This is a genomic window from Cryobacterium ruanii, assembly GCF_004404055.1.
Lineage (GTDB): Bacteria > Actinomycetota > Actinomycetes > Actinomycetales > Microbacteriaceae > Cryobacterium > Cryobacterium ruanii.
This window is the reverse complement of record NZ_SOHK01000015.1, coordinates 384,333-408,281: the sequence shown is the minus strand read 5'-3', so window position 1 is coordinate 408,281 and position 23,949 is coordinate 384,333. Positions and strand designations below refer to the sequence as shown.

Below are 23,949 nucleotides of genomic sequence, written 5' to 3'. Positions count from 1 at the left end.
GGAACACCGGAATCGAATCCCTGCCTTCAGTCCGAGCCCAGAACGCGGCACAATAATAAGACAACAGTGGCCTAGTTTTACACCGTCGTATTTGGCCTACTTCTTCACCGTCGCTGACACAGAGGCGATTGAGAGGGCAAACTGCATTATTGAGGCGCGCGTTTCTCGACCTGCCACCGCACGAATCCGCAGGGTTTGCCGGTTTCGGCGCCAACTGTCCATTGCCACCCGAGCAGGTTCTCCGCGCGAGAACCGTCTAAAAGTGGCGCAGCAAGGCCGTGCGCAGGGGCATGCCCCCGAAAAGTTCGACAGGATGTGCATCTTCAAAACCGGAAAAAACCGAAGGCCGCAAGGAGACGAGCGTCGCGAGCACGAGCGAAAGGCTCGGAGCACCGTTTTCAGCGAGAACATGGTCGGAACGGTGACCAGGAGAAGCAACTCAATTGCCCGAGGTTTCGTCAGTGCAATGTATGCCTTCAGGGTGCTGCGGATGCTCCGCGGGCCGCTCCAAATTGGGATTTCTCCGGCAACGTCCACAATCCCTCTAACACTGTGTGAGTCACGCCCATCGCAGATCAAGCCCGCCACCGCGCCCGAAGCGACCCGTTGGCGGGCGTGGATACTGGTTCAATCCTCGAGGGCTTCGCCCTGTTTCTCGGGGAGTCCGAAAGCGCCGAGGGCCGCAACCACGAAGAACATGGCAAACACCGCGAAAAGGAGGGCGGTCCCGCCCGTCTCGCGAAGCGACGGCACGGCCAGCGGCGCCAGGATTGCGGCGATCCGCCCGATGCCGGCCGCCCATCCGGACCCGGTGGCTCGGATGCGGGTGGGGTAGAGCTCGGGGGTCACAGCGTACAGCGCTCCCCATGCACCGAGGTTGAAGAAAGAGAGCATCATTCCGGCACCGATCACCTGGGTGGCGTCTCCGGCGGCCCCGAAAAGTGCCGCCGAAAGTGCCGATCCGATGAGGAACACGGCGAGGGTCCGGCGCCGCCCCCACCGTTCGATCAGGTACGCCGAGGCAGCGTATCCCGGCAGTTGAGCCACGGTGATGATGAGCGTGTACGCGAAGGAGCGAACCAGGGAGAATCCCGACGCGACCAGGATGGTCGGAAGCCAGATAAAGGCGCCATAGTAGGAGAAGTTCACGCAGAACCAGACCAGCCATAACGCACCGGTTCGGCGACGCAAGCCGCGCGACCACAGCGCGGTGAGGCGCGTTTTGGCCGCGGGAATGGTCGGTCCTGGACTCGTCGCCGCAGGCAGTGCCAAATCATCGGGTGCAGCGGTGACTCCGGCGGACTTTTCGAAGCGTCGAACGGTCGACTCCGCGTCCTGGAAGCGGCCACGCGACTCGAGGTAGCGAACCGACTCCGGCAGCCGCAGCCGCACGACCACCGCGTACACGGCCGGAGCCGCTCCAATAGCGAGCGCCCAGCGCCATCCGTCGGCCGAAAACGGTACAACGAGAAACCCGATCACGGCAGAAAGGGTCCAGCCGATGGCCCAGAACGATTCGAGGAAGACGATGATTCGGCCACGAATTCGTGGCGGCGCGAACTCGCTCACGAGCGTCGAGGCGACCGGAAGCTCACCACCGAGACCGAGCCCCACGACGAATCGCCAGGCAATGAGTATGGCCACGGACCCGGACAATGCAGACGCTCCCGTTGCGAGTCCGTAGACGAGCAATGTGAGTGCGAAAACCTGGCGTCGACCAATGCGGTCGGCCAGCAAGCCGCCGAGAACTGCGCCAATGGCCATGCCGATGAACCCGGCGGACGCTATCCAGGACAGCTCCGCGTCTGTGGCATTCCATTGCACCGCCAATTGGGCAAGGACGAAGGAGATGAGTCCAACGTCCATCGCATCCAGTGCCCAGCCCAGGCCGGAACCAACGAGCACCCTGCGGTGCTCCCGGGTGAACGGAAGCGCATCCAATCGCTGGGATCGACTGGAACGTGCGTTGACTTCAACCATCAGGTGTCCACTTCAGCGTTGGCTCAATCTCGTGCGTATGACGCCCGGTCATCGGGCCAAAGGTCGGGCGGGGCAAACGCGTCACCCGAGATTGCAGAACTCCACGAAAGCGGGAACGGTGGGGGAGTGCCCGGTCACCGTCCGGTTTGCGGCCGAAGCGGGGAGACATTTCAGGTGTGCGCACTACCCGAATCGGGCAACCGTCGCTGGCCTACACCTTGGTGCTGCCCGAGCGCCCAACCGGCACCGAATGCGAGCAATGCAAATCCGATAATGAGCAACACGATCCCGATCTGACTCCGTGGAGCAAGTAGTACGCCTGACGGAAAGAAGGCTGTATTACTGAGCGGCGCAAAGGCGAACCAGCCGAAGCTCGCTGAGCCAATGGGCAGGAGAACAAGCACGAGTCCGACGACGGCTGTCACTGCGCCGAGGATGACAATAAAGACGCTCACCCAACGCGAGAGGCCTGATCTGGAACCCCGGCCCTGCCCGGGTTGCATCTCGCCCATGTTGCCATGCTAACTGACCCGCTGATTCAACGCTATGCCGATGCCCGCGGAAGGTCCGTATTGCGGTTTCGGTTCGGGAGAAACGAACTGCCGATCAAATTGTTGATTGCCTGCGTCGAGTGTGAGGGCGGGTTGACGCAATTCTGCAGCTACGCATCAGGCGTGTGACCGAGCGTGTGACGACCCTGCTACGCGACAGGCGAAGGCGCACACGCCTCGTCACATGCCAACGGCGCAGTCTTCAGTCATGGAAACGGACAGGAGACTGACAATGGAACTAAATGAGATTCTCAATCGTACCGCCGACCGCATCGTTGCCGATGGAACTCATGCCGAATCGCGCACTCTGCAGGCGATGGAGTCCGCCGCTCGGGACCTGAGCCCCGGCGCAGCAGCGGCGCTCGTCGACTGGAACGGTTCGGAGATTGCCCGACTACGGGCGTTCGGTATCGTGCACGGGGTGTTGCTTCGAGATCTTTCGGCGAACGCGCAGGCAGAACTTCTGACACAACTGCTCGGCACCTCGGCCCTAGTACTCGCGGCGTGATCGTGGCTACACTTTCACCGTGCTGCGCATGCGATTGATCGGGATACCGGGCTTCGAACGCGACGGCCAGCCGATTCCCGGTCCCAGGGGGCATAAGACCTGGGCCGTACTGGGCAGGCTGGTCCGTTCGTCGGAGCCGGTGTCTCGCCAGGTTCTCGTCGACGAGCTCTTTAGCGACGCCGATGATCCGATGGGAGCGCTTCGGTGGTCATTGGCCGAGCTGCGCCGGCGAACGGGTCTAGCCGATGCGTTCGGCGGCAACCCGGTCTCGATCGCGCTCGGCGATGAGGTGACAACGGATGTTGCCGCAGGAGCGGGATGCGCGGTCACCGAGGACATCCCCGCGGGGCACTTCCTGGAGGGCATTGAGGTCAAAGGATCGCCGGGCTTCGAGTCGTGGCTTCTGATCGAGCGCCAGCGGGTTGACAGTGAGGTCCTGTCGGCATTGCGCCAGGCGACCCTTCGCGCCCTGTCGGGACGCCAGTTCGACCGCGCCGTCGCGCTCGCCGGCGCGATGGTGCGGCGAGCTCCATTCGAGGAGGCCCCGCACGTTCTGTTGGTCAAAGCCCTCGCCTCGTCAGGTGACGCGGACGCGGCCATCCGTCAGGCCGACGCCAGCGAGGCGATGTTTGCTGCCGAGCTCGGCGTCACGGCGACCCCAGCGATCCGAGCGGCGGCTCGACCCAACATCGCCGCACCGATACCGGGGGTCTCGGCGCATGCCTCGGCGGTGTCACTGTGCGAGGCGGGTCTCGCTGCGGTCTCGGCCGGAGCGGCCGACGCGGGAATCGAATGCCTGCGCGGCGCGTCGGCGGCGGCCGAGGCATCCGGTGACACCGAGCTGCTGGCCCGGTGCCTGACTGAACTTGGCACGGCTCTCGTGCACTCGATTCGCGGTTACGACGACGAGGGAGCGGTAATTCTTGCAACCGCTGTGGACCTGGCGACGGCAGCCGGAGCAGAACTGATCGCGGCCAAAGCCCTCTCGGAGTTGGCGTACGTCGACGTGCTGGCGGGACGACGAGCGAGCGCAGCGGAGTACCTGCGGGCGGCTGGCGGGCTGGCAACCGCCGACCCGTCCCTCGTTGCCGCCCTGGCGGGATTTGATGCTATGAACCTCAGCGACTGGGGCAGGCTCGAGGCGAGCACAGAACGGTTTACCACGGCCGTGGAGTTGAGCCGCAGCGCCGGCGCTGTTCGCCGCGAATCGTGGAATCTGGGTATTGGAGCACGCACCCTTTTCATTCTGGGGCGGTTAGACGAAGCGATGGAGTGGGCCCGCCGCTCGCGTGAGTTGGCCGGGCGCGAAAGCTGGACGGCATTCCGGCCGTGGCCCGAAGCCTGGCTCGCTCATGCTCGCCTTGCCAGCGGGGACGACCCGAGTGTGGTGCGCGAGGCGGCGGAGGCGACATTCGCTCTGGCACGACAACTTCAGGACCCCTGTTGGGAAGGGCTCGCCGCGAAGACCATCGGCCTCACGTACGTGGCAGAGGGTAACCATGAAACCGCCCTGGAATGGATAAAGAACGCGGGCACCCTGTGTCGACGAGTGACGGATTCGTACACCTGGATGGAGGTGGAGATACTCCTCGCAGAGGCCCAGGCCGCGCTGGACTTCGGGGACACCGATCGCGCTGAGGGCGTGGCCCGGCGAGCCGTTGCGGGCGCGGCCAAGGGGAGCATGGACGATCTCCTGGATCGAGCCCTTCGACTGCTCGCGCAGTTGTCTGACACGCGTATTACGCCGTTTCCGGTTTTCATCCCAAATTCGACATAGTCATCGGCCTCGGCAATGTGCTCGAGTGGGTAACTTCTGTCAATGATTGCTGTGAGCTTTCGGACCTTCTGCCGCATCGGAATTTGTCAAGGTGGATGAGGCCAGTGGGAGTTTAGGCGGCTAGTTCGAGCCGGTCATTTTCGCGCCCTGAACGGCCCGGAACTGCCCGCTAGGCTGACAAACGTCTCGAATGACCGGCGGACGCTCGCGCAGCATTCGCTTAAGCAAGAAATCGCTCCTGAGAAGGCTCAGGAGCGATTTCTTTTTGTTCCGACTGGGCCGTTTCGTGAACAGTTTCGCGAACGGACCTTTGGTCGGGCTGACAGGATTCGAACCCGCGACCCCTTGCAGAATCAGGGCGATTCTGCACGTAACCGAATGTCTCGGGAACTCGCGGATTCCCATGATTTGGAGGGAACCGGGTGGTTCACTTGCTCCGAGTGTACGCGTCTAGCTTGGGTCGGTCACGGGCGATTTAGGTGGGTAAATGATGGGCTTCGGAGTGCCGTCGGGCACCTCTTGTGGTGTTGCTCTTTGCCCGGCTCGGCTAGACGGCCGACCGACCGAAGCTCGTTTCTTGATCGTCATGGTCTACGTCTCTGAAGTCGAAATTTTGACCGCCGGGGGTCTTATGCCTGTGGACCTTGTATGGAAGCGGTCACGCAAGGGTTTGACTTGTCACCGGGCATCAATATCCGATTTTGTGACACCGGCGCGGAGACCGTCATAGGTATAGTGCACGCGTGTTGACGCCGATTCGCGTGGTGACACCAACTCCCAATGAATGGAAGGTATTCACAATGCGACACACAACACGACGCCTGCTGGTCGGCCTCACCGCCGCAGTGCTCCTCGCCGGTCCGGTCAGCGCAGCCAGCGCTTATGACGGCTGGGGCGGCGGTAGCTACGGTTCGAGCGATGGGAGGGCAAGTTCGTACATCAACCCCGACACGGGCGCCGCGACAGCGAACAACGACGTTGACCCGAACTCGAGTTGCTTCCGCGCCGACCAGTACGACATGCAGATGTTCAGCCCCGCCGGAACAGCCACGAAGAACGTCCATAACGACGCATGCTTCCTCGACCGCAACGGCAAGAAGCTCGACGGCCCGGCGAGCTTCGAGTCGCGGGGCGTTGGCGTTATCTCCGCGTGTCCCGACCCCGACAACGCCGGACCCAAGACAGCGAGCCTGCGGGACAAGAACAGGGACGGGCGCGCTGACCTGTGCTTCCAGTCCGGATATCAGACCAAGGGCACGGCCGGTGACTTCGAATTCCACGCCCGGCTGAACAACACGGGCATGGCAGGAACCCAGTACGTGACCTGGTGCTCCGATAAGGACGCCGACGGATGCTCCGACGAGTGGAACAAAAGCAGTATCCGCATCGACTGGAGCGCCGACGGCAAGGGAAGCTACAGCAGCGGCGGATACGACGGACGCTAGTAATACCCCCGGGATGCTGCCAGCACAGCCGCTACATCCGCGGCCACACCTGCACCCTTGAGGACGAGGGCGGGAATTGCACAACGCAGTTCCCGCCCTTCCATTCACTCCACGCCCTAAACGGTCAGTCGATGATGTCGAGCTCTCCCCGAAGAATTTCCGTGTCGGACGGACGGGGGTCCCCGTCGCCCGGCTCCGCTGTGATGACGAGAATTGGATACAGCCGGGGGTCGACGGCCGCCGTTAACACGACATCCGTTTTCCCCTCCGTATCAGGATGAAATGTGCCGGCCGAGATGCGATTTTGTGACTCGGGGGTGTCGCCGGAGCCGACGAACCAGACCTCATAAAACTCGCCCTTGGGCAGAATTGGGAGATCGCTCGAGGAAAGGTTGACGATGCGGCCGATGCCCACCAGACGCCCTTCGACGTTGACCCTGCCGCTGCCGGCTGCAGTGATGGATTGGTTGAACTCGACCACGCCCGCCCTGGAGGCCGCATCCCCAATGACGGTGGACTGAACCTGCGCGCCGATCGCAAAGCCCACGCCCAGGCTCGTGGCGACCGCCACGACCTGCAAGATCCGACGTGAACGCAGCGGGGTTACCGCGCGCGCAGTTTTGGCCTCGTGAACAGCGTCGGCGCCGGAGGATGTCATCTCGGCCATGTGCGCGGCGGCGATAGCGCGGACCCGTGCGATATCCGCTGGTCGGGGTTCGGGCCGCAAACCATCGGCCAGGGCCCGACGGAGCCGGTCGATCAGTTCGTCGTCAGTCGCCACGGTCCACCTCCGTCATAAAATTCCTAAGCCTATTGAGGGCGCGAGCCTGGGCCATGCGCACCGCACCTGGTTTCTTTCCCAACACCTCGGCAGCGCCATCCGATGTCAGTTCCGCGACAACTCGGAGTTCGAGCACTTCTTGTTCACTCGGCGAAAGCTGAGAAAAAGCCCTGCGCACGCGCTCGGCATCATTGAGTGCAACCACCGTCTCGAGCGGGTCAAGCCGCACGCCACCATCCGGCACGAAATATCGATCGCGACGAGCCTTCGCGTCGGCACGGTAACCCTCGAAAATTACATTGCGCATTATGCCGAACAGCCACGCGTCAAAACCTGCACCGCTCCAGCTGAAACGGTCGATCTGCTCCATCGCCCGCACTATGGTCTCACTTACAGCATCCTCGGCCGAGTGCACTGAGAACGTCCGTCGCCTGGCGTAGGAAAAGAGTCGTCCATGCGATCGCCGATATATCTCCTCCCAAGCGTCGGGGTCAGAATCTACCGCGCGGCTCACAAGTGACCGCACGTCGTCTTCCTCACTCAACGCTCACCTCCTAGATATGACGACCCGCTCGGGTTTGTCACGAATCCGACTGCGCATCGGTCTGAACTCCTCGCTCTGGTCATCGAGTTGACCCCGCCGCCTGTCGAGTAGCAGCGATCATGAGCGACCCATTTGAGGAAGGCGCCGTGCTGCGGAAGGCGCTGGCGGAGCATCCGTCTCTTGATGAAGAGGCCGAGAAGCGGCACCAGTATGTGGCGGCGAAGCGCTGGCGGGAGGAGCACCCCGAGCGCAGGCGTGAGTATCAGCAGCGGTGAGTGGCGGAGACTCGCGAGAAGGTGCGCGAGTATTACAACCGCTCCTACGAAGCTCATCGCGACGAAGTGAATTCTAGGGCGGCCGCAAGGCGGGATGCTGACCCGGAGCGCCGGGCCGATCTGCAGCGCAACCGGAGCAGCGATCCCGAGGTCTACCGGGCCGCGCTGGAGGCCAAGTCCGCAGCGAGACGCCTCGAGCGGAGCCTGAGTCGGGCCGGGTTCCCGCCGAAACTTCTGCATGCGACGACAGCGGCTGAGCGCCGGGCCGACGAGCGCGAGGCCGACGCGTATTTCAATGACCCGTCGCGGAAAGCGGACCGGCGGTGCAGAGGGCCGCGCGACGGTCTGTGAGCGTCGCTACGCGGGGGCTCTGAGGGGCTCGAGGGCGGCTAGGACGAGGTCGAGGCCGAAGATGAACTCCTCGGCTGGGTCGTAGCCGGCAGCGACGAGCGCCGCGGCGGACTCGTTGAGGTAGGGGAACTCGTCAGGAGGAAGCTGGGGCAGGAAGACGTTCTCGGCCATGTCCGCGAACTCATCGGTGGTGTCGAACGGCAAGTTGGCTGCCTGCAGGGCGAAACCGTAGACATAGCTGTCGAGCAACCAGTTGGCGTGCGTCGCCATCAAGATTGGGAAGCCAGCCCTCCGCAGGCAGGCGGTCACCGCTTCGTGGTGGCGAAGGTTCGCGGGCCCCGCCGATGTCCGCGACTCCATCAGACCGATCGCCCACGGGTGGCGTGCGAGAACCTGGCGGGCGGATACCGCCCGCCGTCGCATCGCCGACTGCCAGTCGGTCTCTTCGGGCGCGAGCTCGATCTCCTCGAACACGATGTCGACCATGGCGTCAAGCAACTCCTCCTTGCTCGCCACGTAGTGGTAGAGCGACATCGCGCCCGCGCCGAGCGCGCCAGCCAGCCGGCGCATGCTCAGCCCGTCGACCCCTTCGCGGTCGGCGAGCCGGACCGCTTCGACCACCACCCGCTGCTTGCTCAGGCCCGCGTCTGACGCGACCTGGTCTTGTTCCCTCGCAGACACGGGTCTCCTCGCTCGCTCGAACGGCTTGACAATCGTCTAGCGCTTCTTCATCGTACAGTGTACGCTGCTAGTACAGCGTACGACGTACAGTGTACGAGCCAGCGAGAGTCGCAGCTCGAACGTGAGGAGGCTTCTGTGGGAATCAAACAGCGATCGAGTGCCGGAGCACGCCCAGTGCCGCGGGCGAGTCAGGCCGGGGCGGCGACGATGCGGGCTGCCGTCCACCACCGCTATGGCCCGCCCTCAGTGCTTGGGTTGTCCGAGGTCGGGCTACCACTGCCCGGTCGAGGCGATGTGCTCGTCCAGGTGGGCGCGGCCTCGGTACATCCTGGCGACTACTTCGTCATGACCGGTGAGCCGTACGTGGTGCGCCTGGCGTTCGGGCTCCGCCGGCCGCGCCACGGCATCCCTGGCAGGGACCTCGCTGGCGTGGTGGCAGCGGTCGGGAAGGACGTCACCGTTCTCCGCCCCGGCGACGAAGTGTTCGGCTGGAGCGCCGCTGGAACGCTCGCGGAGTACGCCTGCGTTCCGGCGGACAACCTCGTTTCCGTGCCTGCCAACCTGTCGGTTGTGGACGCGGCAGCGGTGCCCACGTCGGCCTTGGCGGCGTTGCAGGCATTGCGCCAGATCGCGAACGTTCGACCGGGCCAGACGGTGCTGGTCACGGGCGCGTCGGGCGGCGTGGGCTCCTTCGCCGTGCAGATCGCCAAGGCGTTTGGCGCCGAGGTGACGGGTGTGTGCAGCACCCGCAACGTCGAGTTGGTCCGCTCACTCGGTGCCGACCACGTCGTCGACTACACGAGGACCGACTTCACCCGCACCGAGAAGCGCTACGACGTCATCCTCGACAACGTGGAAGCCCAGCCCCTGGCGGCTGTCCGCCGAGCGCTGACGCCCACCGGCACTCTCATCCCCAACAGCGGCCGCGGCGGCCGCTGGCTCGGCCCCCTCGGTCGGATCGTCAAAGCGCGCGTGCTGTCCGGGTTCACCCGTCAGCAGCTGAAGCCCTTCGTGTCGGTCGAGAAGCGCCAGGACCTGCTCACCCTGGCCGACCTGCTCACGACCGGGCAGGTCACGCCCGTCATCGACCGCACCTACCCCCTCGAAGAAGCAGCCCACGCCCTCCGCTACGTCGCGGCCGGCCACACCCGAGGGAAGATCGTGATCACCGTCTGACGGCCGGACCGACGAGAACGACCCAACCGTGCGTATGCACGCCCAAACCTGCCGCCACTCCGGCGGACGGACCGCTCCTCTTGAAAGAAGAACCGATGACCATCCAAACGAAAACCCCGAACCTGCTCGGCAACCCGCCGATCCCCGTGCAGGCCAAGCTCGCCGCCGCATGGACCAGCTTCATGTTCCTCTACATCTACGTCGACTACTTCCACCTCTACAAGCCCGGCGCCATCGACGACATCCTGGTTGGCGTCGTCTTCAAGTTCGACATCAGCCCGACGTTGTTGACCATTATGCTCGCGTCCGTGGCGATCCCGGCCCTGATGGTGATGCTCTCCATGACGCTGCCCGCCCGGGTGAACCGCGCCACGAACCTCGTTGTGGCATTGCTCTACATCCCCTACTCGGTGTTCAACGCGGCAGGGGCGTCCTGGGACTGGGCGTTCTTCTACGGCCTCTCCATCGGACTCGAGGTGCTGCTGCTGGCCTTCATCGTGCGCTCCGCCTGGACATGGCCTCGAACCCCCGCCGTCCCAGCCGGTCCCGCGACGACCGACCTTCGGCAGGACCTTCGGCAGGACCTTCGACAGTAGGTATCCGTGTAAAGCCCTACGGCGTGAAGCCCGCCGCTGCAGACACCGGATCGTGACCCGCTCAGTCGCGGTATGCGCAGAGAACCTGCTCACGAACGGTCCGGTGTCCGCGCGGGGGGCTCGCAGGCCGAACCACCGCATCGCTTTCTTTCCCCCGGGACGGGGGCAATTGCGACACCGGGAGAACGTGACCATAAACGCACCATAAACCCCAGAATCTGACCAGATTCAGTCCGTATTCCACGGTAAAGTGCGTAAAAAACCTCTCATGAAAACTGTGGAATTCCGCGGTATTCTGCCCCTGTCGCAGGTTGGCGACAAGGCCAAGGCGCCTATCATTTGTTCTTGGTTCGTGTCCAGGTTCGCGCTCAGTGTCTGATCTCTGGTGGGTCGCAACGCGTGACGTTCTGCTTCAACGCCGGACGTCGCCGTGCGTATGGGCGCTCAATACTCACTCCTCGTCTCTTGCGAATGCCTTGTCGAGAAGCTCCGCCGTTGCCGGGTTCACTACCTCGCTCCGCCGGATGTAGTGCTGCACCGTGATCTTCGTGTCCGTGTGACCGAGCAGCTCCGCGGCCAGTTCGACGTTTGCGTTGTCGTTGACCGCGGTGGCCACGGTGCGGCGGAACAGGTGCGGCGTGACCGCGGCGATTACCAGCTTGCCCTTCAATGCGCGCTCGGCCGCCTTGGCCGTGTTGCTGGTGGCCTGCACGTGGCGGCCCTGGCCATCCCAATCCCGATACATGGCGCGAGCCATGAACTGGCCGGACGGCATAGTCCGAACGGTGATGTCACCAAACGTGCCGATTGTTAGACGCGGCCGCGACAGCAGCTCACCGCCGAGCAGAGGTACTGGGAGGCGCAGACGGTTCGCGCTGCTGGGCCATCCATGCCTGCACGTCGGAGACGGCGAACTTGAGGTGTTTGTCGAACCGGTACGCGGGCGGGCCTTTGCCGTGCACCCGCCAGTCGTAGACGGTCGAGACCGGTATGCCCAGGTAGTTCGCCAGCTCGGCGACATCCATCAAAGGCTCTAACGAGACGGTTACTGAAGTTGATTTGTTCGTGTTCATATTCCGTAGGTGCGACGGACGCACCTAAGCAATCAAAGACGACTGATACTGACCTGCCCCTCGAACGGCAGGTCCGCTACGGGTGTCTAAAGAGGGGAAAAAGGTGAGTTTTCGGTGGGGTGATCAATTGTTTAACCTAAAAAGTCCCGGAAACCGTTGAGTTTCCGGGACTTTTGGTCGGGCTGACAGGATTCGAACCTGCGACCCCTTGCAGAATCAGGCCGATTCTAGACGTGACCGAATGTCGCGGGAACTCGCGGATTCCCTTGATATTGCGGGAAACCGGGCGGTTCACTTCTTCCGAGTGTACGCATCTATATTCGGTCGGTCACGGTTGATTCAGGTGGGTTAATGATGGCCGCTAGCGTTACACAACGTTGTCTGGCCTTTCGGAGTCGACGGACTACCAAGGCTCTGGGGTCCTATGCCAACTCGTGTCCGTAGCGCGTGCTTTTCAGGCGCGAGGGACGTAGCGCCTCGGCGCGAACGCACGGGCGACCAGAGCACGCAGACTTTCGAGGCTTCCCGTGACCAGGCCTTGCGCGCGGGCCTGCACCAACACGTTGCCAATCGCCGTCGCCTCAACCGGACCGGCCAGCACGGGCAGTCCCGTGCGATCGGCGGTGAGCTGGCAAAGCAGTTCGTTTTGAGACCCGCCGCCGACGACGTGCACGGTGTCGATGCTGGTTCCCGAGAGTTCGGCGGCGACCCGCAGCGTGTGCGCGTAGGCCTCCGCGAGGCTTTCGACGATGCTGCGCACGAGCTCGACCGGCGTCACAGGTTCGCGCAGATCGTGCTCCCGGCAATACGCGCAAATGCGGCTCGGCATGTCACCTGGCGGTAGGAAGCGCGGATCGTCCACGTCGAACACGGTCACCGGCCCACTCCAGGTGCCAGCCTGGACCAATAGCCCGGGCAGATCAAAGGTCTGCCCGGCCAGCTCCCAAGTGCGCAGCGACTCGCTCAGCAGCCACAAACCCATGACGTTGCGCAGGTAGCGCACCCGCCCGTCGACGCCGCCCTCGTTGGTGAAGTTCGCCGCCCGGCTCGCCTCGGTGAGTACCGGTTCGGCTAGTTCAACACCGACGAGCGACCAGGTCCCCGACGAGATATAGGCGGCATTACCCGAGATCATTGGCACAGCTACCACAGCGGATGCCGTATCGTGCGACCCGACGGTCATCACGTCGATGCTGTGGCCGGTTCCGATCTCGGCCAGTATCTCGGGAAGCACCGAACCCACCCGGTTTCCCGCATCGACCAACCGCGGAAACAGCCCGCGCGGCAGCCCGAGCCGGTCGATCAGCTCGTCGTCCCATTCTCTGCCCGCAACATCGACCAGCCCCGTCGTCGAGGCGTTCGTGCGCTCCGCGATCTTCTCACCGCTCAGCCAATACGTGATCAAATCTGGAATAAGCAGCATCGAATCGGCGTCGTTGAGCGCGCCGTCGAGTTGGTCAGCGGCCAGTTGGTACAGCGTATTAAAGGGGAGGAACTGCAACCCGTTGCGTCCGTAGAGCTCAGTCGGTGGGGCGATCGCATGCACGGTAGTCACCCCTGCCGCGGTGCGGGTGTCGCGGTAGTGAAACGGGTTGCCGAGCATCCGCTGCCCGCGCAGCAACGCGTAGTCGACCGCCCACGAATCCACGGCTACACCGAGCAACTCTGGTTCATCGCGCACTGCCGAACGCAGGCCGCTGATGGCGCCGCGATAAAGGTCGAGAATGTCCCAGTGCAGCCCATCGATCGTGCGCACCGCGGCGTTGGCAAACCGGGCCACCGAGCGCATTTTCAGCTCGTTGTGCCCGACATGCCCGAGCATGACCCGTCCGCTCGACGCGCCCAGGTCGATCGCCGCGACCGTGCCCGCGCTGGTCACCACCGTCGCACCAGACCGAAGCGGATGCCGCCCATCACCGCAGGAACGCGGCGGCCACGCCCGCGTCGACGGGAATGTGCAGCCCGGTGGTGTGGCTGAGGTCGCTCGTGCACAACACGAACACGGCGTTGGCGACGTTCTCGGGCAGCACCTCACGCTTGAGGAGGGTGCGCTGCGCGTAGTACTTGCCGAGGTCCTGCTCGTCGACACCGTAGACGGCGGCGCGCTTGGCGCCCCAGCCGCCAGCGAAGATGCCCGAGCCGCGCACGACGCCGTCGGGGTTGATGCCGTTGACCTTCACGCCGTATTCACCGAGCTCGGCCGCGAGCAGCCGCACCTGGTGCGCCTGGTCTGCCTTCGTCGCGGAGTAGGCGATGTTGTTCGGGCCGGCGAAGACCGAGTTCTTCGAGGAGATGTAGATGATGTCGCCGCCAAGCTTCTGGTCGATGAGCACCCGGGCCGCCGCGCGCGACACCAGAAAGGAGCCCTTTGCCATCACGTTGTGCTGTAGGTCCCAGTCGGCGACGGTGGTCTCGAGCAGCGACTTCGACAGCGACAGTCCGGCATTGTTCACGACCAGGTCGAGACCGCCGAAGGCGAGTACGGCGGCGTCGACACCGGCCTGCACCTGCTCCTCGTCGGTGACGTTGGCCTGCACGCCGATGGCAACGTCCGTGCTGCCGATCTCGGCGGCCACGGCCTGTGCCTTGGCCAGGTCGAGGTCGGCGATGACGACGCAGGCGCCCTCGGCGGCCAGGCGGGTGGCGATGGCCTTGCCGATGCCGGAGGAGGCGCCGGTGACGAGCGCGACGCGGGTGGCGAGCGGCCTGGCGGCGGGCATTCGCTGCAATTTGGCTTCTTCGAGCGCCCAGTACTCGATGCGGAACTTCTCGGCCTCATCGATCGGGGAGTAGGTCGAGAGACCCTCGGCGCCGCGCATCACATTGATGGCGTTGATGTAAAACTCGCTCGCGACGCGGGCGGTCTGCTTGTTCGCGCCGTAGCTGAACATGCCGACGCCGGGAACCAACACGACGAGCGGGTCGGCGCCGCGAATCGCGGGCGACTCGGCCGTCGCATTGCGGTCGTAATAGGCCTGATAGTCAGCGCGGTACTCGTCGTGCAGCACGACCAGGCGAGCGAGCGATTCGTCAACGGATGCCCCGGCCGGCAAGTCCAGCAGCATCGGCTTGACCTTGGTGCGCAGAAAGTGGTCTGGACAGCTGGTGCCGAGGGCGGCGAGCCGCGGGTGCTCGGCGCGGGCGAGAAAGTCGAGCACCTCGGGCGCGTCGGTGTAGTGGCCGACCTTGGGAGCGTCGGTGGAAACCAGCCCGCGAATTGTAGGCGCGAGAGCGGCAGCGCGGGCGTGGCGCTCGGCCGGTTCGAGCGCGTCGAAGCCGTCGAGCAGAGCGCCGAACGGCTCCGGCCGCGAGTGCTTTTCTATGTAGGTGGCGGCGGTGTCGATGATCCACAGCGAGTTCGCCTCGGTAGCCTCGCTCGTGTCACCCCAGGCCGTGATGCCGTGCCCGCCGAGGATGCAGCCGATAGCCTGCGGGTTGGCCTCCTTGATGGCGGCAATGTCGAGGCCGAGCTGAAAGCCGGGTCGACGCCAGCCGACCCAGGCCACCTTCTCGCCGAAGATCGTCTGCGTGAGCGCCTCACCGTCGGCTGCGGTCGCAACGGCGATGCCGCTGTCGGGGTGCAGGTGGTCGACGTGCGCCGCGTCGACGAGGGCGTGCATGGCGGTGTCGATCGACGGCGCAGCGCCGCCCTTGCCGTGCAGGGTGTAGTCGAACGCGGCGACCATCTCGTCTTCACTGTCGAGGCCGGGGTAGACGTTCTTCAGCGCCAGCAGCCGGTCCAACCGCAGCACCGCGAGCCCCTTCTCGGTGAGCGTGCCGAGGTCTCCGCCAGAGCCCTTCACCCACAGCAGCTCCACCGCTTCACCGGTGACCGGGTCGGTCTCCGCGCCCTTCGCCGAGGTGTTACCGCCGGCATAGTTCGTATTCTTCGGGTCGTCGCCGAGGCGGTTCGACCGGGCAATCAGCGCGGCGGCTGCGGGGTTCAGAGTCATGAGGCTTCCTTGCAGGGTGAGAGCGGATGTCGGGAGTGACGCTGAAGGGTTGCTTACGCTCCCCAACCGGCCTGGCTTCCGCCCACGCGCTCGGCGGCGATTCTCGCCTGATAGCCAGAGGCGGCATAGGCGGACATCGGGTCACCGGCGAGGCCGCGGTCCTCCCGCCAGGCAGCGAGGCCTGGACGTACGTCGGTATAGAAGGCGTCCATCAGAATGCCGTTGGCGCCAAGCACGTCACCGGTGTCCTGAGCCAAGGTGAGCGCATCCCGGTCGACGAGCAGTGCGCGGGCGGTCATCTCCTGCACGTTGAGTACCGAGCGAATCTGTCCGGGAATCTTGTCTTCAACGTTGTGGCACTGGTCGAGCATGAACGCCACCGTCGAATCGGGGCCGTAGCCGCCGCCCCGAACGACCTCGTACAGAATGCGGAACAGCTGGAACGGGTCGGCCGCGCCGACGATGAGGTCGTCGTCAGCGTAGAACCGCGAGTTGAAGTCGAAGGAGCCGAGCTTGCCCAGGCGCAGCAGCTGGGCGACGATGAATTCAATGTTGGTGCCGGGAGCGTGGTGACCGGTGTCGAGGCAGACGCTCGCCTTCTCGCCGAGGGCGGCGACCTGCGCGTAGCTGGTTCCCCAGTCGGGAACATCGGTGTGGTAGAAAGCCGGCTCGAAGAACTTGTACTCGAGCACGAGGCGGTGCTCATCGCCGAGGCGGGCGTAGATGGCGGCAAGCGACTCGGCCAGGCGGTCCTGACGGCCGCGAATATCGCCCTGGCCAGGGTAGTTGGTGCCGTCGGCGAGCCAAATCTTGAGGTCGTTCGAGCCCGTTTGGTGCATGATCTCGATGCACTCAAAGTGATGGTCGATGGCTTTCTGCCTCGTCGCCGCGTCGGTGTGGGTCAGGCTGCCGAACTTGTAGGCGTCGTCCTGAAAGGTATTCGAGTTGACGGTGCCGAGCACGAGGCCCTGATCGGCCGCGAAGGTGCGCAGCGCCGCGTAGTCGTCGACCTTGTCCCACGGAATGTGGAGCGCCACCTTTGGCGCGAGGTCGGTGTACTGATTGACCTGGGCCGCATCGCAGATCTTTTCTTCGATGGTGCGCGGGGTACCCGGGGTGCCAAACACTTTGAAGCGTGTTCCGGAATTACCGAACGCCCAGGAGGGCAGCTCGATGGCCTGCACCTCGAGTTGCATGAGTACGGCAGCACTGATGGTCACGAGGTACTTCTTTCTGTAGCGGTTGTGGTGAGGGCGTCGAGCTGGTCTTCGAGGTGAAAGACCTCGGTCAGTTGCAGAAACCCCGTGTCGGGGGAGCCATCGAGGGCGACGAAGAATTCGCCCATCTCAGCCTGCCAGCGCGCGTTGACGGCGGTGGCCGCCATGCCGGCCTGAGCGGATGCCAGATCCGCTGTTTCGAAATAGCCGATCAGCAGTCCGTCCTGCCGTAGAAACAGCGAGTAGTTGTTCCAGCCGGTGGTTTTGAGCGCCCGGAGCATTTCGGGCCAGACTGCCGCGTGGCGCTCGCGATACTCGTCGATGCGTTCCGGCTTGACCTGTAACGCAAAGCACACGCGGCGTGCGGCGGTGTTCGTCATCGGTGACTCCTCCAGGAGTAAATGAATCGTTTCAATTATGGAGCGTGGGATGCCGGATGGCAAGACCGGATCGAGCGGAGCCCGCTTCCGGCGCGCGGTTCAGACGCTAGACGAGCGCGACATGGCGGTGCTCGATTCCCAGCAGGCTCGCGGCAGCCTTAATGTCGGCGGCGCGGTGGCCGAGGCTAAGTGCCCAGTGGTGGCCGATGCCGCTTTGACTCCACTCGTCAACCCAGCGACCCGGATCGCCACCGAAGTCGACACGGGAGGTGGTGTTGCCGATCGAGAGCAGCGGACCGGGTACGACCGTGCCCTCTGAGGTCACGAAGACGTAGTGCCCGTCGGGGTCTTGTCCGACACCGAAGGTCGTTACCGGTCCGGGCTGCACGTCGAATTCTACCGACACGCCCCAGCCGCGCTTACCGTGGTAGACGCCGAGCCCACGCAGTAGGGGCTCCCGTGCGCTCACGGCGAGGTGGGCGGGCCCGTCGTGCCCCATCTCAACGACGTTGTCGAAAAAATTTAGCGCCTGAATTTCGGTGAATGACCCGCCGGCTCCGATGGCCTGGCTCGCCAGCATCGCGATCGAGGTGCGCAGCTCGTATTCACCCGCCATCGGAATTCCGCGGGCGGTGAGCAGCGACGATCCGAGAATCATACCGGCGCCGAGGCGTTCATGCTGTTCGCCGGCTAGGCCGCGATGGTAGTAGGCGACGGAGTCGAGGGCGAAGTCTGCCACCAACCGGTCCAGCCCGACCGAGACTTTTGCGCCCCAGGCGAAGTCCTCCTGTTGGACCGAATCGTCGACCTGAAATAGTTGCGACGCGAGGTGCATGCGTTCCCGCACCGCGGCATCCGTTACCGCGTCGACCCGCACACGCAGATCGTCGAACTCGAGCACCTCGACGTGGGAGCCGAACGTGGTCGATACGCTGGTGAGATCGGTTGAGACATCGAGCATGCCGGGGTAGACGTGGCCCATGAGACCGTGGCGGGCAGTGCGCAGCGTCGCTCGGACACCGGCCGCGTGCACCCATTGAATAATGCGGTCCCAGGCGAGCTCCTGCCGCAGGTATCCCGATACCGAACGAAACGGAATCCCGGCCCGCCGAAATACGTTGGCGACCTCGGGAACAGGGCATTGGCCGCAGTAGGCGAGCCACTGGCCGGTATCGAAGGTGGCATGGTCCATCGCTTCGGTCGGCTGCAGATCGATGACCAGCACCGGGGTGTGCGACTTCTGAGCAATCGGCAGCACCATCGACGAGGTGAGGTAGGTGGCAAGAAAGACCACGATGAGGTCGCAGTCCGCGACCCGCAGCTTCTCGGCGGCCATCTGGGCATCTTGGGCGTCGGAGATGAATCCGGCATCGATCACGTCGGCGTCAAGAGCTCTGAATCGATCGGTGACATACCGCGCGGAGTCCTGTAGCAGGGAGAGAAGGTCGGGAAATTGCGGCCAGTAGGCACCAAGCCCGCCGGAGACCAGGCCGATTCGGGTGCTGCGTCGTGTTTTGGGCTCGAGCAGGCCGGTCGGCAGGGCGCGCCCACCGGTCACCGTAGCGGCGTTCGACGTCGTCGTGTTCGTCATGTGGCACTCCTGCCTCTGAAGTTCGTGAAGTTGGGCGGTCGAGGGCCGTGGAACGGATGCCGCAGCATCCGTCCCACAGCATCCGCTGCCTGCGAGGACTACTTAGAAGTCGTAGTCATCAATGTTGTCGGCGTTGAACGTGGTCGGCGGGCCGACGATGACGATCCCGTCGGCACCCACCTTGCGCTCACCGAGGTCGCCGGCTTCGAAGGTGTCGCCCTCGGCTCCGGTGATGGTTCCGTCGGCGAGAGCCTTGCCGGCGAACGCGGCGACGTAACCGAGCTGTGCCGGGTCCCAGAGGGCGAACGCGGTAACGGTGCCGTCCTTGACGAACGGGCGCATTTCATTGGGCAGCCCGAGCCCGGTCAGCGCGACGGTGCCCTTGTAGTTCGAGGTGGAGAGATAGCGTGCCGTGGCCGCGATGCCGACCGTGGTCGGTGAGATGATGCCCTTGAGGTTCGGGTAGGCCTGCAGCAGACCCTGAGCCTCTTGGAACGACTTGGTGTCGTCGTCATCACCGTAGACCTTGGCAACGAGGGAGATTTCCGCGTATTCCGGGTTGGAAGCGAGCTCCTCCTCGATGAACTTGATCCACTCGTTCTGGTTGGTGGCATTGGCCGTGGCCGAGAGAATCGCGATTTCTCCCGATCCGCCGATCTGCTCGGCGAGTAGCTCGATCTGAATCAGCGCGACGTCCTTAGCGACGACTTGGCTGATGAACACGTCACGGTAGTCCGGATTGGTGTCCGAGTCGAACGCCACGATCTTGGCGCCGGCGGCGCGGGCTTCCTCGAGGGCCGGACCGACGGCATCCGGGTCGTTGGCAGCGATCACGATGACGCTGGTTCCGGCTTGAGTTTCAGCATTGATGAACGACACCTGGCTCGACGCACTCGCTTCGAGCGGGCCGACGACCTCGGTCGCGGCGAAGCCGGCGGCGGTCGCGCCATCCTTTCCGCCGCCGAGAACGACGTCGGTGTACGGGTTGTTAAGCTGCTTGGGAATGAAGGTGATGCTGAGATCTCCCTCGGCGGCGGTGCCGGTTCCGGCATCATTACCTGCGGCGCAGCCGCTCGCGACGAGCGCAACGGACACGGCGACTGCTGCGAGGGTGAGGAAGCGGCGAGTGCGCCTCGTCTTGGTGTGGCGAATGAACTGCATTGTCATTTCCCTTCCTGAACGCCGGATGCTGTGGCGCGGGTTGCTCCCGAGGCCGATGCCTGGGGAAGAGTGCGGCGGTGTCGCCGGGTATGTAGCCATTTCGTGATGCCGTCGATAATGCTGGGGGCCACCACGGAGGCGATGAGCAGGGTACCGGTAACGATGATGAGCACCACGTCGGAGGTGCGGCCCAGCCGTAACGTGAAGTTGATCGTTCCGATCAGCAGTACTCCGGCGATGGCACCGGGGATCGATCCCTTGCCGCCGAAGATGGAGACTCCGCCGAGCAGCACAGCAGCGATCACCGTGAGTTCGAGGCCGCTAGCGTTGTCGCTGCGGGCGCTCGAATAGCGCAGGGTCCAATAGATTCCGGCCAGGGCCGAGACGGAGCCAGACGCGACATAGAGCCAGAACTTGGACCGCACCACCTTGATGCCCACGAAGATGGCCGCTTCCTTGCTATACCCGAGGGCGAACAGGCCACGACCAAACGGAGTGAGGTGCAGCACCACGCCGAAGATGATCGCGACCAGAACCACGCCTATCATGACCGTCGGTATTCCGGTGCCGCCCAGTTTAGAGGTGAAGAAGCTCGTGAGTGCCGGCGGAAAATTGGCCACCGCGTTGTCGCCGATGACGACGAGCGCCAGGCCGCGAAAAAGCGCTAAGGTGCCGATGGTTACAGCGAGGGAGGGCAGCCCGAGAACCGCTACGAGCAGACCGTTGAAAGCCCCGGCGAGCATTCCGGCGAGCAGGCTGATGATGAGCACAAGGCCGATATCGAGGCCAGCTGCCCAGAGTACCCCCAACAGTGCGCTTGTGAGACCGGCGATGCTAGCCACTGAAAGGTCGATCTCGCCGGTGATGATGATGAGCGTCATCGGTAGGGCGATCAGCAGGGCTGGAATTACGTCTAGGAGTAGAAAGCCGGTCGAGACAGGACTGTAGAACCGCGGAATGAACAGCGCGGCGTAGATGATGAACACGATGAGCGCGTAGATCATGACCGTGTCGCGGCCAAGCAGAATGCGGGCGATTCCGGTGCGACCGCGGGCGGTCGGTACCCCGGCCGAGCGGGTTCCGGATTTGTTCGTCGCGGTCGGGAGCAGTTCGGTCGGCGGATTAGACATCGCGTGCCTCACTGTGTCGGAGCTTCTTCGCTGTTCGAATGCGCGCGATTCGATCTATGACTATCGCGGCCAGGATGAGCAGGCCGACAATGGCCTGCTGCCAGAATTTGTCGACACGTATGGCGGTCAGGGCGCTTGTGATGGTGGTCAGCAGCAGTGCGCCGATGGCGGCTCCGACAACGGTGCCGCTGCCGCCAAAGATCGCAACGCCGCCGACGACGGCAGCGGCGATGATGTCGAATTCCAGGCCGGTTCCGGTCGTCGCTCCAACCGAGTTGAACCGGCTGGCGTAGAGCACGCCGGCGAGACCGGCCAACACGCCGTTGCTGAGAAAGGCGAGGAGCACGCGGCGAGTGACCGGGATACCGAACAGTTTGGCCGCTTCCGGGTCGGAGCCGATGGCGTACAAATCACGACCGGGCCGCGTGGACGCCATGAAAATTGCGACGATGATGACGACGATGATTGCGATCAGGGTGATCAGGGGAAAGCCGGCGATGGTGTCGACTGACAGGGCGCCGAAGCTGTCGGGCCGGTCTCCGGCGAAGTATTGCGTACCACCGGCCCACGCATTGTTGAGACCGCGGTAAATGTACAGGGTGCCGAGGGTAATGACGAGCGACGGTACTTTGGCGACGGTGACGAGAAAACCGTTGACGCTGCCGAGCAGGGCACCGAGCGCCATTCCCGCGAGAAAAATCAGCACGATCGGAATACCCGGAACGGCCACAAACAGGGTCCCGGTGCTGAAGGCAACGATGCCGAGAATCGACCCCACCGACAAGTCGACGTTGCGGGTGATGATGACCATCGCCTGCCCGACGGCGAGGATGATGACGATCGTCGCGTTCAGAAGCAGGTCTTTCATGCCCTGCTGGCCGAGGAAGAGCGGATTGGCCAGATAGGTCAGGGCGACCAGGGCGATGAGGGCCAGCGTGACCGGAAGCTCCCGAAGGCGCAGCACGGAGGCCAGGCCGCCCGAGGTGCGCCGCATCCTGGTGCCGGCCGTGTTGGGTGGCGAGGTACCGATGGTCATAGTGAGCGCTCCAGTTTTGCGGTTGCCGCGTGCATGATCGACTCGGCCGTCGCATCCGCTCGATCGAGTTGGGCGGTGAGACGACCCTCGTGCATGACCAGTACTCGGTCGGCCATGCCCAGGACTTCGGGCAGTTCGCTGGAAATCATCAGGATGGCAATGCCTCGCCCGGCGAGATCTGACAGTAGACGGTGCACTTCACTCTTGGTGCCGACATCGATGCCACGCGTGGGTTCGTCGACGATGAGGAACGTCGGCTCGATGGCCAGCCATTTGGCCAACACGACCTTCTGCTGGTTGCCGCCGGAAAGGGTGGAGACCTTGTACTCCTGGGACCTCGTCTTCACCTGCAGGCGGGTCGTCCAATCCTCCGCCGCGCGGCGCTCGGTTGCAGCGTTGATGAGGCCGAAACGCGACAGGCGGTTGCGCAGCGTGAGGGCGGCGTTGCGTGCCACCGAGAGGTCCATGACGAGTCCCTGCTTCCGGCGGTCCTCGGGAACAAAACCCATGCCGGCGTCGATCGCCGCCTGCGGGTTGTTCGGTTTGACGCGAGCGCCGTGCAGTTCTACTGAGCCGTGATCGTAGGGGTCGATACCGAAAATGGCGCGAGCCACCTCCGTGCGACCGGCACCCACCAGGCCGGCCAGTGCCACGATCTCGCCGGCCTTGACCGCGAAACTGATATCAGCAAAGACGCCGGTGCGCGAAAGGTCAGACACTTTCAGCACGGTCTTTCCGACCTCGGCGACCACCTTGGGGAATAGGGCGCCAATGTCCCGACCGACCATCTCACGCACGATCTGGGGCGAGGTCACCTCGTTGGTTTGGTGGGTCGTGATGTATTCGCCATCGCGCATGACCGTGATGCGGTCGCACAGCGCGAATACCTCGTCGAACCGGTGCGAGATGAACAGAATGCCCGCGCCGTTCGCGCGCAGGGCCCGTGCGACTTGAAAGAGTCGTTCCACCTCGAGGCCGGAGAGTGCCGCCGTCGGTTCATCCATGATTAGCACGTTCGCATCGAGGGAGATCGCTTTGGCGATCTCGATGATCTGTTGGTCCGCGATCGAGAGTCCTTCGGCGATGCGGTCCGGATCGATGCGCACGCCGAGCTGCTCGAACAGGGCACGAGCCTCTTTGCGCATTGCCGACCGGTTGATCAGGCCGAGTGCGTTCTTGGGCTGTCGCCCGATAAAGATGTTTTCCGCGACTGTGAGATCGGGAAAGAGCGTCGGCTCCTGGTATATGACGGAGATGCCGGCAGCCTTGCTGTCGGCCACAGTGCGAAAGGTCACCGGCTTCCCCTGAACCAGAAATTCGCCGGCGTCCAGGCTGTAAAGCCCCGCCAGAATCTTGACCAGGGTGGACTTGCCCGCTCCGTTCTCGCCAACCAAGGCGTGAATCTCACCGGGGAGTATCTCGACCACGCCGTCGGCGAGGGCGATGACCGGGCCGAATGCTTTGGCAGCCCCGCGCAATGAAAGGAGCGGTGTAATCGATCGTCCGATGGTCGGTTCGGGACTGTTGATCATTTCGAGGTCGTGCCTCCGCGTCGAGGAAATGCCTGAATGAAACGTTTCATTTCGGCTACTCAGTGAATACTAGGGTGGCGGCCACCTGATCGTCAACAGCACTTTCCATCATCGTTTCCCAATCGACATAAAACCCGGCCACCTGTGTTGATTCGTTTCATTGTGGGAGCCCATGGCCCATAGGCTGAGGGCTGGGCCGCCGGAGGCGTCC

The 23,949-nt window shown here is 63.9% G+C and carries 23 protein-coding genes; 7 read left to right on the top strand and 16 right to left on the bottom strand.

What is annotated here, in order from left to right; genetic code table 11:
• Positions 1-627: 627 nt before the first annotated feature.
• Positions 628-1,980, bottom strand: coding sequence for an MFS transporter (locus E3T47_RS11495; RefSeq protein WP_134556179.1), 1,353 nt, complete (start codon positions 1,978-1,980; stop codon positions 628-630).
• 170 nt (positions 1,981-2,150) lie between these two features.
• Positions 2,151-2,492 carry a hypothetical protein gene (locus E3T47_RS11490; protein ID WP_134556178.1) on the bottom strand — a complete coding sequence of 114 codons (342 nt, stop codon included), beginning with the start codon at positions 2,490-2,492 and terminating at the stop codon, positions 2,151-2,153.
• Between the two features lie 271 nt (positions 2,493-2,763).
• Between E3T47_RS11490 and E3T47_RS11485 the strand changes: the two genes are divergently transcribed.
• From E3T47_RS11485 to E3T47_RS11475, 3 genes are all read left to right on the top strand, one after another.
• Positions 2,764-3,039: a hypothetical protein gene (locus E3T47_RS11485; protein WP_134556177.1), complete on the top strand. Its 276-nt coding sequence runs from the start codon at positions 2,764-2,766 to the stop codon at positions 3,037-3,039.
• A gap of 28 nt (positions 3,040-3,067) precedes the next feature.
• Entirely contained in the window at positions 3,068-4,816 is a 1,749-nt protein-coding gene (locus E3T47_RS11480; RefSeq protein ID WP_241982208.1) for an AfsR/SARP family transcriptional regulator, read from the top strand.
• Positions 4,817-5,616: 800 nt separating this feature from the next.
• Positions 5,617-6,261 carry a hypothetical protein gene (locus E3T47_RS11475; RefSeq protein WP_134556175.1) on the top strand — a complete coding sequence of 215 codons (645 nt, stop codon included), beginning with the start codon at positions 5,617-5,619 and terminating at the stop codon, positions 6,259-6,261.
• Positions 6,262-6,385: 124 nt separating this feature from the next.
• On the opposite strand, the gene E3T47_RS11470 is transcribed toward E3T47_RS11475, so the two are convergent.
• The gene (locus E3T47_RS11470; RefSeq protein ID WP_134556174.1) at positions 6,386-7,042 is read right to left on the bottom strand and encodes an anti-sigma factor; all 657 of its coding nucleotides are present in this window, start codon (positions 7,040-7,042) and stop codon (positions 6,386-6,388) included.
• On the bottom strand, positions 7,032-7,556 hold the full coding sequence (locus tag E3T47_RS11465) for an RNA polymerase sigma factor (RefSeq protein ID WP_241982206.1): 525 nt from the start codon (positions 7,554-7,556) through the stop codon (positions 7,032-7,034). Before E3T47_RS11465 ends, E3T47_RS11470 begins: the two co-directional genes overlap by 11 nt.
• Positions 7,557-7,705: 149 nt before the next feature.
• Here E3T47_RS11465 and E3T47_RS15930 point away from each other — a divergent pair, with 149 nt between their 5' ends.
• Together E3T47_RS15930 and E3T47_RS11460 are read left to right on the top strand one after the other, a co-directional pair.
• Positions 7,706-7,861 (top strand): hypothetical protein, encoded by a 156-nt coding sequence (locus E3T47_RS15930; protein ID WP_166805704.1) that lies wholly within the window; start codon positions 7,706-7,708, stop codon positions 7,859-7,861.
• The gene (locus E3T47_RS11460; RefSeq protein ID WP_134556172.1) at positions 7,862-8,212 is read left to right on the top strand and encodes a hypothetical protein; all 351 of its coding nucleotides are present in this window, start codon (positions 7,862-7,864) and stop codon (positions 8,210-8,212) included.
• Positions 8,213-8,218: 6 nt separating this feature from the next.
• On the opposite strand, the gene E3T47_RS11455 is transcribed toward E3T47_RS11460, so the two are convergent.
• Positions 8,219-8,893: a TetR/AcrR family transcriptional regulator gene (locus E3T47_RS11455; protein WP_134556171.1), complete on the bottom strand. Its 675-nt coding sequence runs from the start codon at positions 8,891-8,893 to the stop codon at positions 8,219-8,221.
• A gap of 135 nt (positions 8,894-9,028) precedes the next feature.
• Here E3T47_RS11455 and E3T47_RS11450 point away from each other — a divergent pair, with 135 nt between their 5' ends.
• Entirely contained in the window at positions 9,029-10,069 is a 1,041-nt protein-coding gene (locus E3T47_RS11450) for an NAD(P)-dependent alcohol dehydrogenase (RefSeq protein ID WP_198416627.1), read from the top strand.
• Between the two features lie 95 nt (positions 10,070-10,164).
• Positions 10,165-10,665: a DUF6326 family protein gene (locus tag E3T47_RS11445; protein ID WP_134556170.1), complete on the top strand. Its 501-nt coding sequence runs from the start codon at positions 10,165-10,167 to the stop codon at positions 10,663-10,665.
• 451 nt (positions 10,666-11,116) lie between these two features.
• Here E3T47_RS11445 and E3T47_RS11440 read toward each other — a convergent pair whose 3' ends face one another.
• The 11 genes from E3T47_RS11440 to E3T47_RS11390 all read right to left on the bottom strand — a co-directional run bounded on the left by E3T47_RS11440 (position 11,117) and on the right by E3T47_RS11390 (position 23,738).
• Positions 11,117-11,440, bottom strand: a complete 324-nt coding sequence (locus E3T47_RS11440; RefSeq protein WP_134556169.1) for a tyrosine-type recombinase/integrase — start codon at positions 11,438-11,440, stop codon at positions 11,117-11,119.
• Positions 11,441-11,498: 58 nt separating this feature from the next.
• Positions 11,499-11,690, bottom strand: coding sequence for a helix-turn-helix domain-containing protein (locus E3T47_RS11435; protein WP_134556168.1), 192 nt, complete (start codon positions 11,688-11,690; stop codon positions 11,499-11,501).
• 502 nt (positions 11,691-12,192) lie between these two features.
• Entirely contained in the window at positions 12,193-13,620 is a 1,428-nt protein-coding gene (locus E3T47_RS11430) for a rhamnulokinase (RefSeq protein WP_134556167.1), read from the bottom strand.
• A 31-nt stretch (positions 13,621-13,651) separates the two neighbouring features.
• Positions 13,652-15,691 carry a bifunctional aldolase/short-chain dehydrogenase gene (locus E3T47_RS11425; protein ID WP_134556166.1) on the bottom strand — a complete coding sequence of 680 codons (2,040 nt, stop codon included), beginning with the start codon at positions 15,689-15,691 and terminating at the stop codon, positions 13,652-13,654.
• A gap of 53 nt (positions 15,692-15,744) precedes the next feature.
• The gene (rhaI, locus tag E3T47_RS11420) at positions 15,745-16,887 is read right to left on the bottom strand and encodes an L-rhamnose isomerase (RefSeq protein WP_134556230.1); all 1,143 of its coding nucleotides are present in this window, start codon (positions 16,885-16,887) and stop codon (positions 15,745-15,747) included.
• A 20-nt stretch (positions 16,888-16,907) separates the two neighbouring features.
• Positions 16,908-17,288 carry an L-rhamnose mutarotase gene (locus E3T47_RS11415; RefSeq protein WP_134556165.1) on the bottom strand — a complete coding sequence of 127 codons (381 nt, stop codon included), beginning with the start codon at positions 17,286-17,288 and terminating at the stop codon, positions 16,908-16,910.
• A gap of 106 nt (positions 17,289-17,394) precedes the next feature.
• On the bottom strand, positions 17,395-18,879 hold the full coding sequence (locus E3T47_RS11410; protein WP_134556164.1) for an L-fucose/L-arabinose isomerase family protein: 1,485 nt from the start codon (positions 18,877-18,879) through the stop codon (positions 17,395-17,397).
• Positions 18,880-18,981: 102 nt separating this feature from the next.
• A complete protein-coding gene (gene rhaS / locus E3T47_RS11405; RefSeq protein ID WP_134556229.1) occupies positions 18,982-20,040 on the bottom strand; it encodes a rhamnose ABC transporter substrate-binding protein in 1,059 nt (352 codons plus the stop codon).
• 2 nt (positions 20,041-20,042) lie between these two features.
• Positions 20,043-21,170, bottom strand: coding sequence for an ABC transporter permease (locus E3T47_RS11400; protein WP_198416626.1), 1,128 nt, complete (start codon positions 21,168-21,170; stop codon positions 20,043-20,045).
• A complete protein-coding gene (locus E3T47_RS11395) occupies positions 21,163-22,206 on the bottom strand; it encodes an ABC transporter permease (RefSeq protein ID WP_134556163.1) in 1,044 nt (347 codons plus the stop codon). Before E3T47_RS11395 ends, E3T47_RS11400 begins: the two co-directional genes overlap by 8 nt.
• Positions 22,203-23,738: a sugar ABC transporter ATP-binding protein gene (locus E3T47_RS11390; protein WP_134556162.1), complete on the bottom strand. Its 1,536-nt coding sequence runs from the start codon at positions 23,736-23,738 to the stop codon at positions 22,203-22,205. The genes E3T47_RS11395 and E3T47_RS11390 overlap by 4 nt, the downstream gene beginning before the upstream one ends.
• Positions 23,739-23,949: the final 211 nt, after the last annotated feature.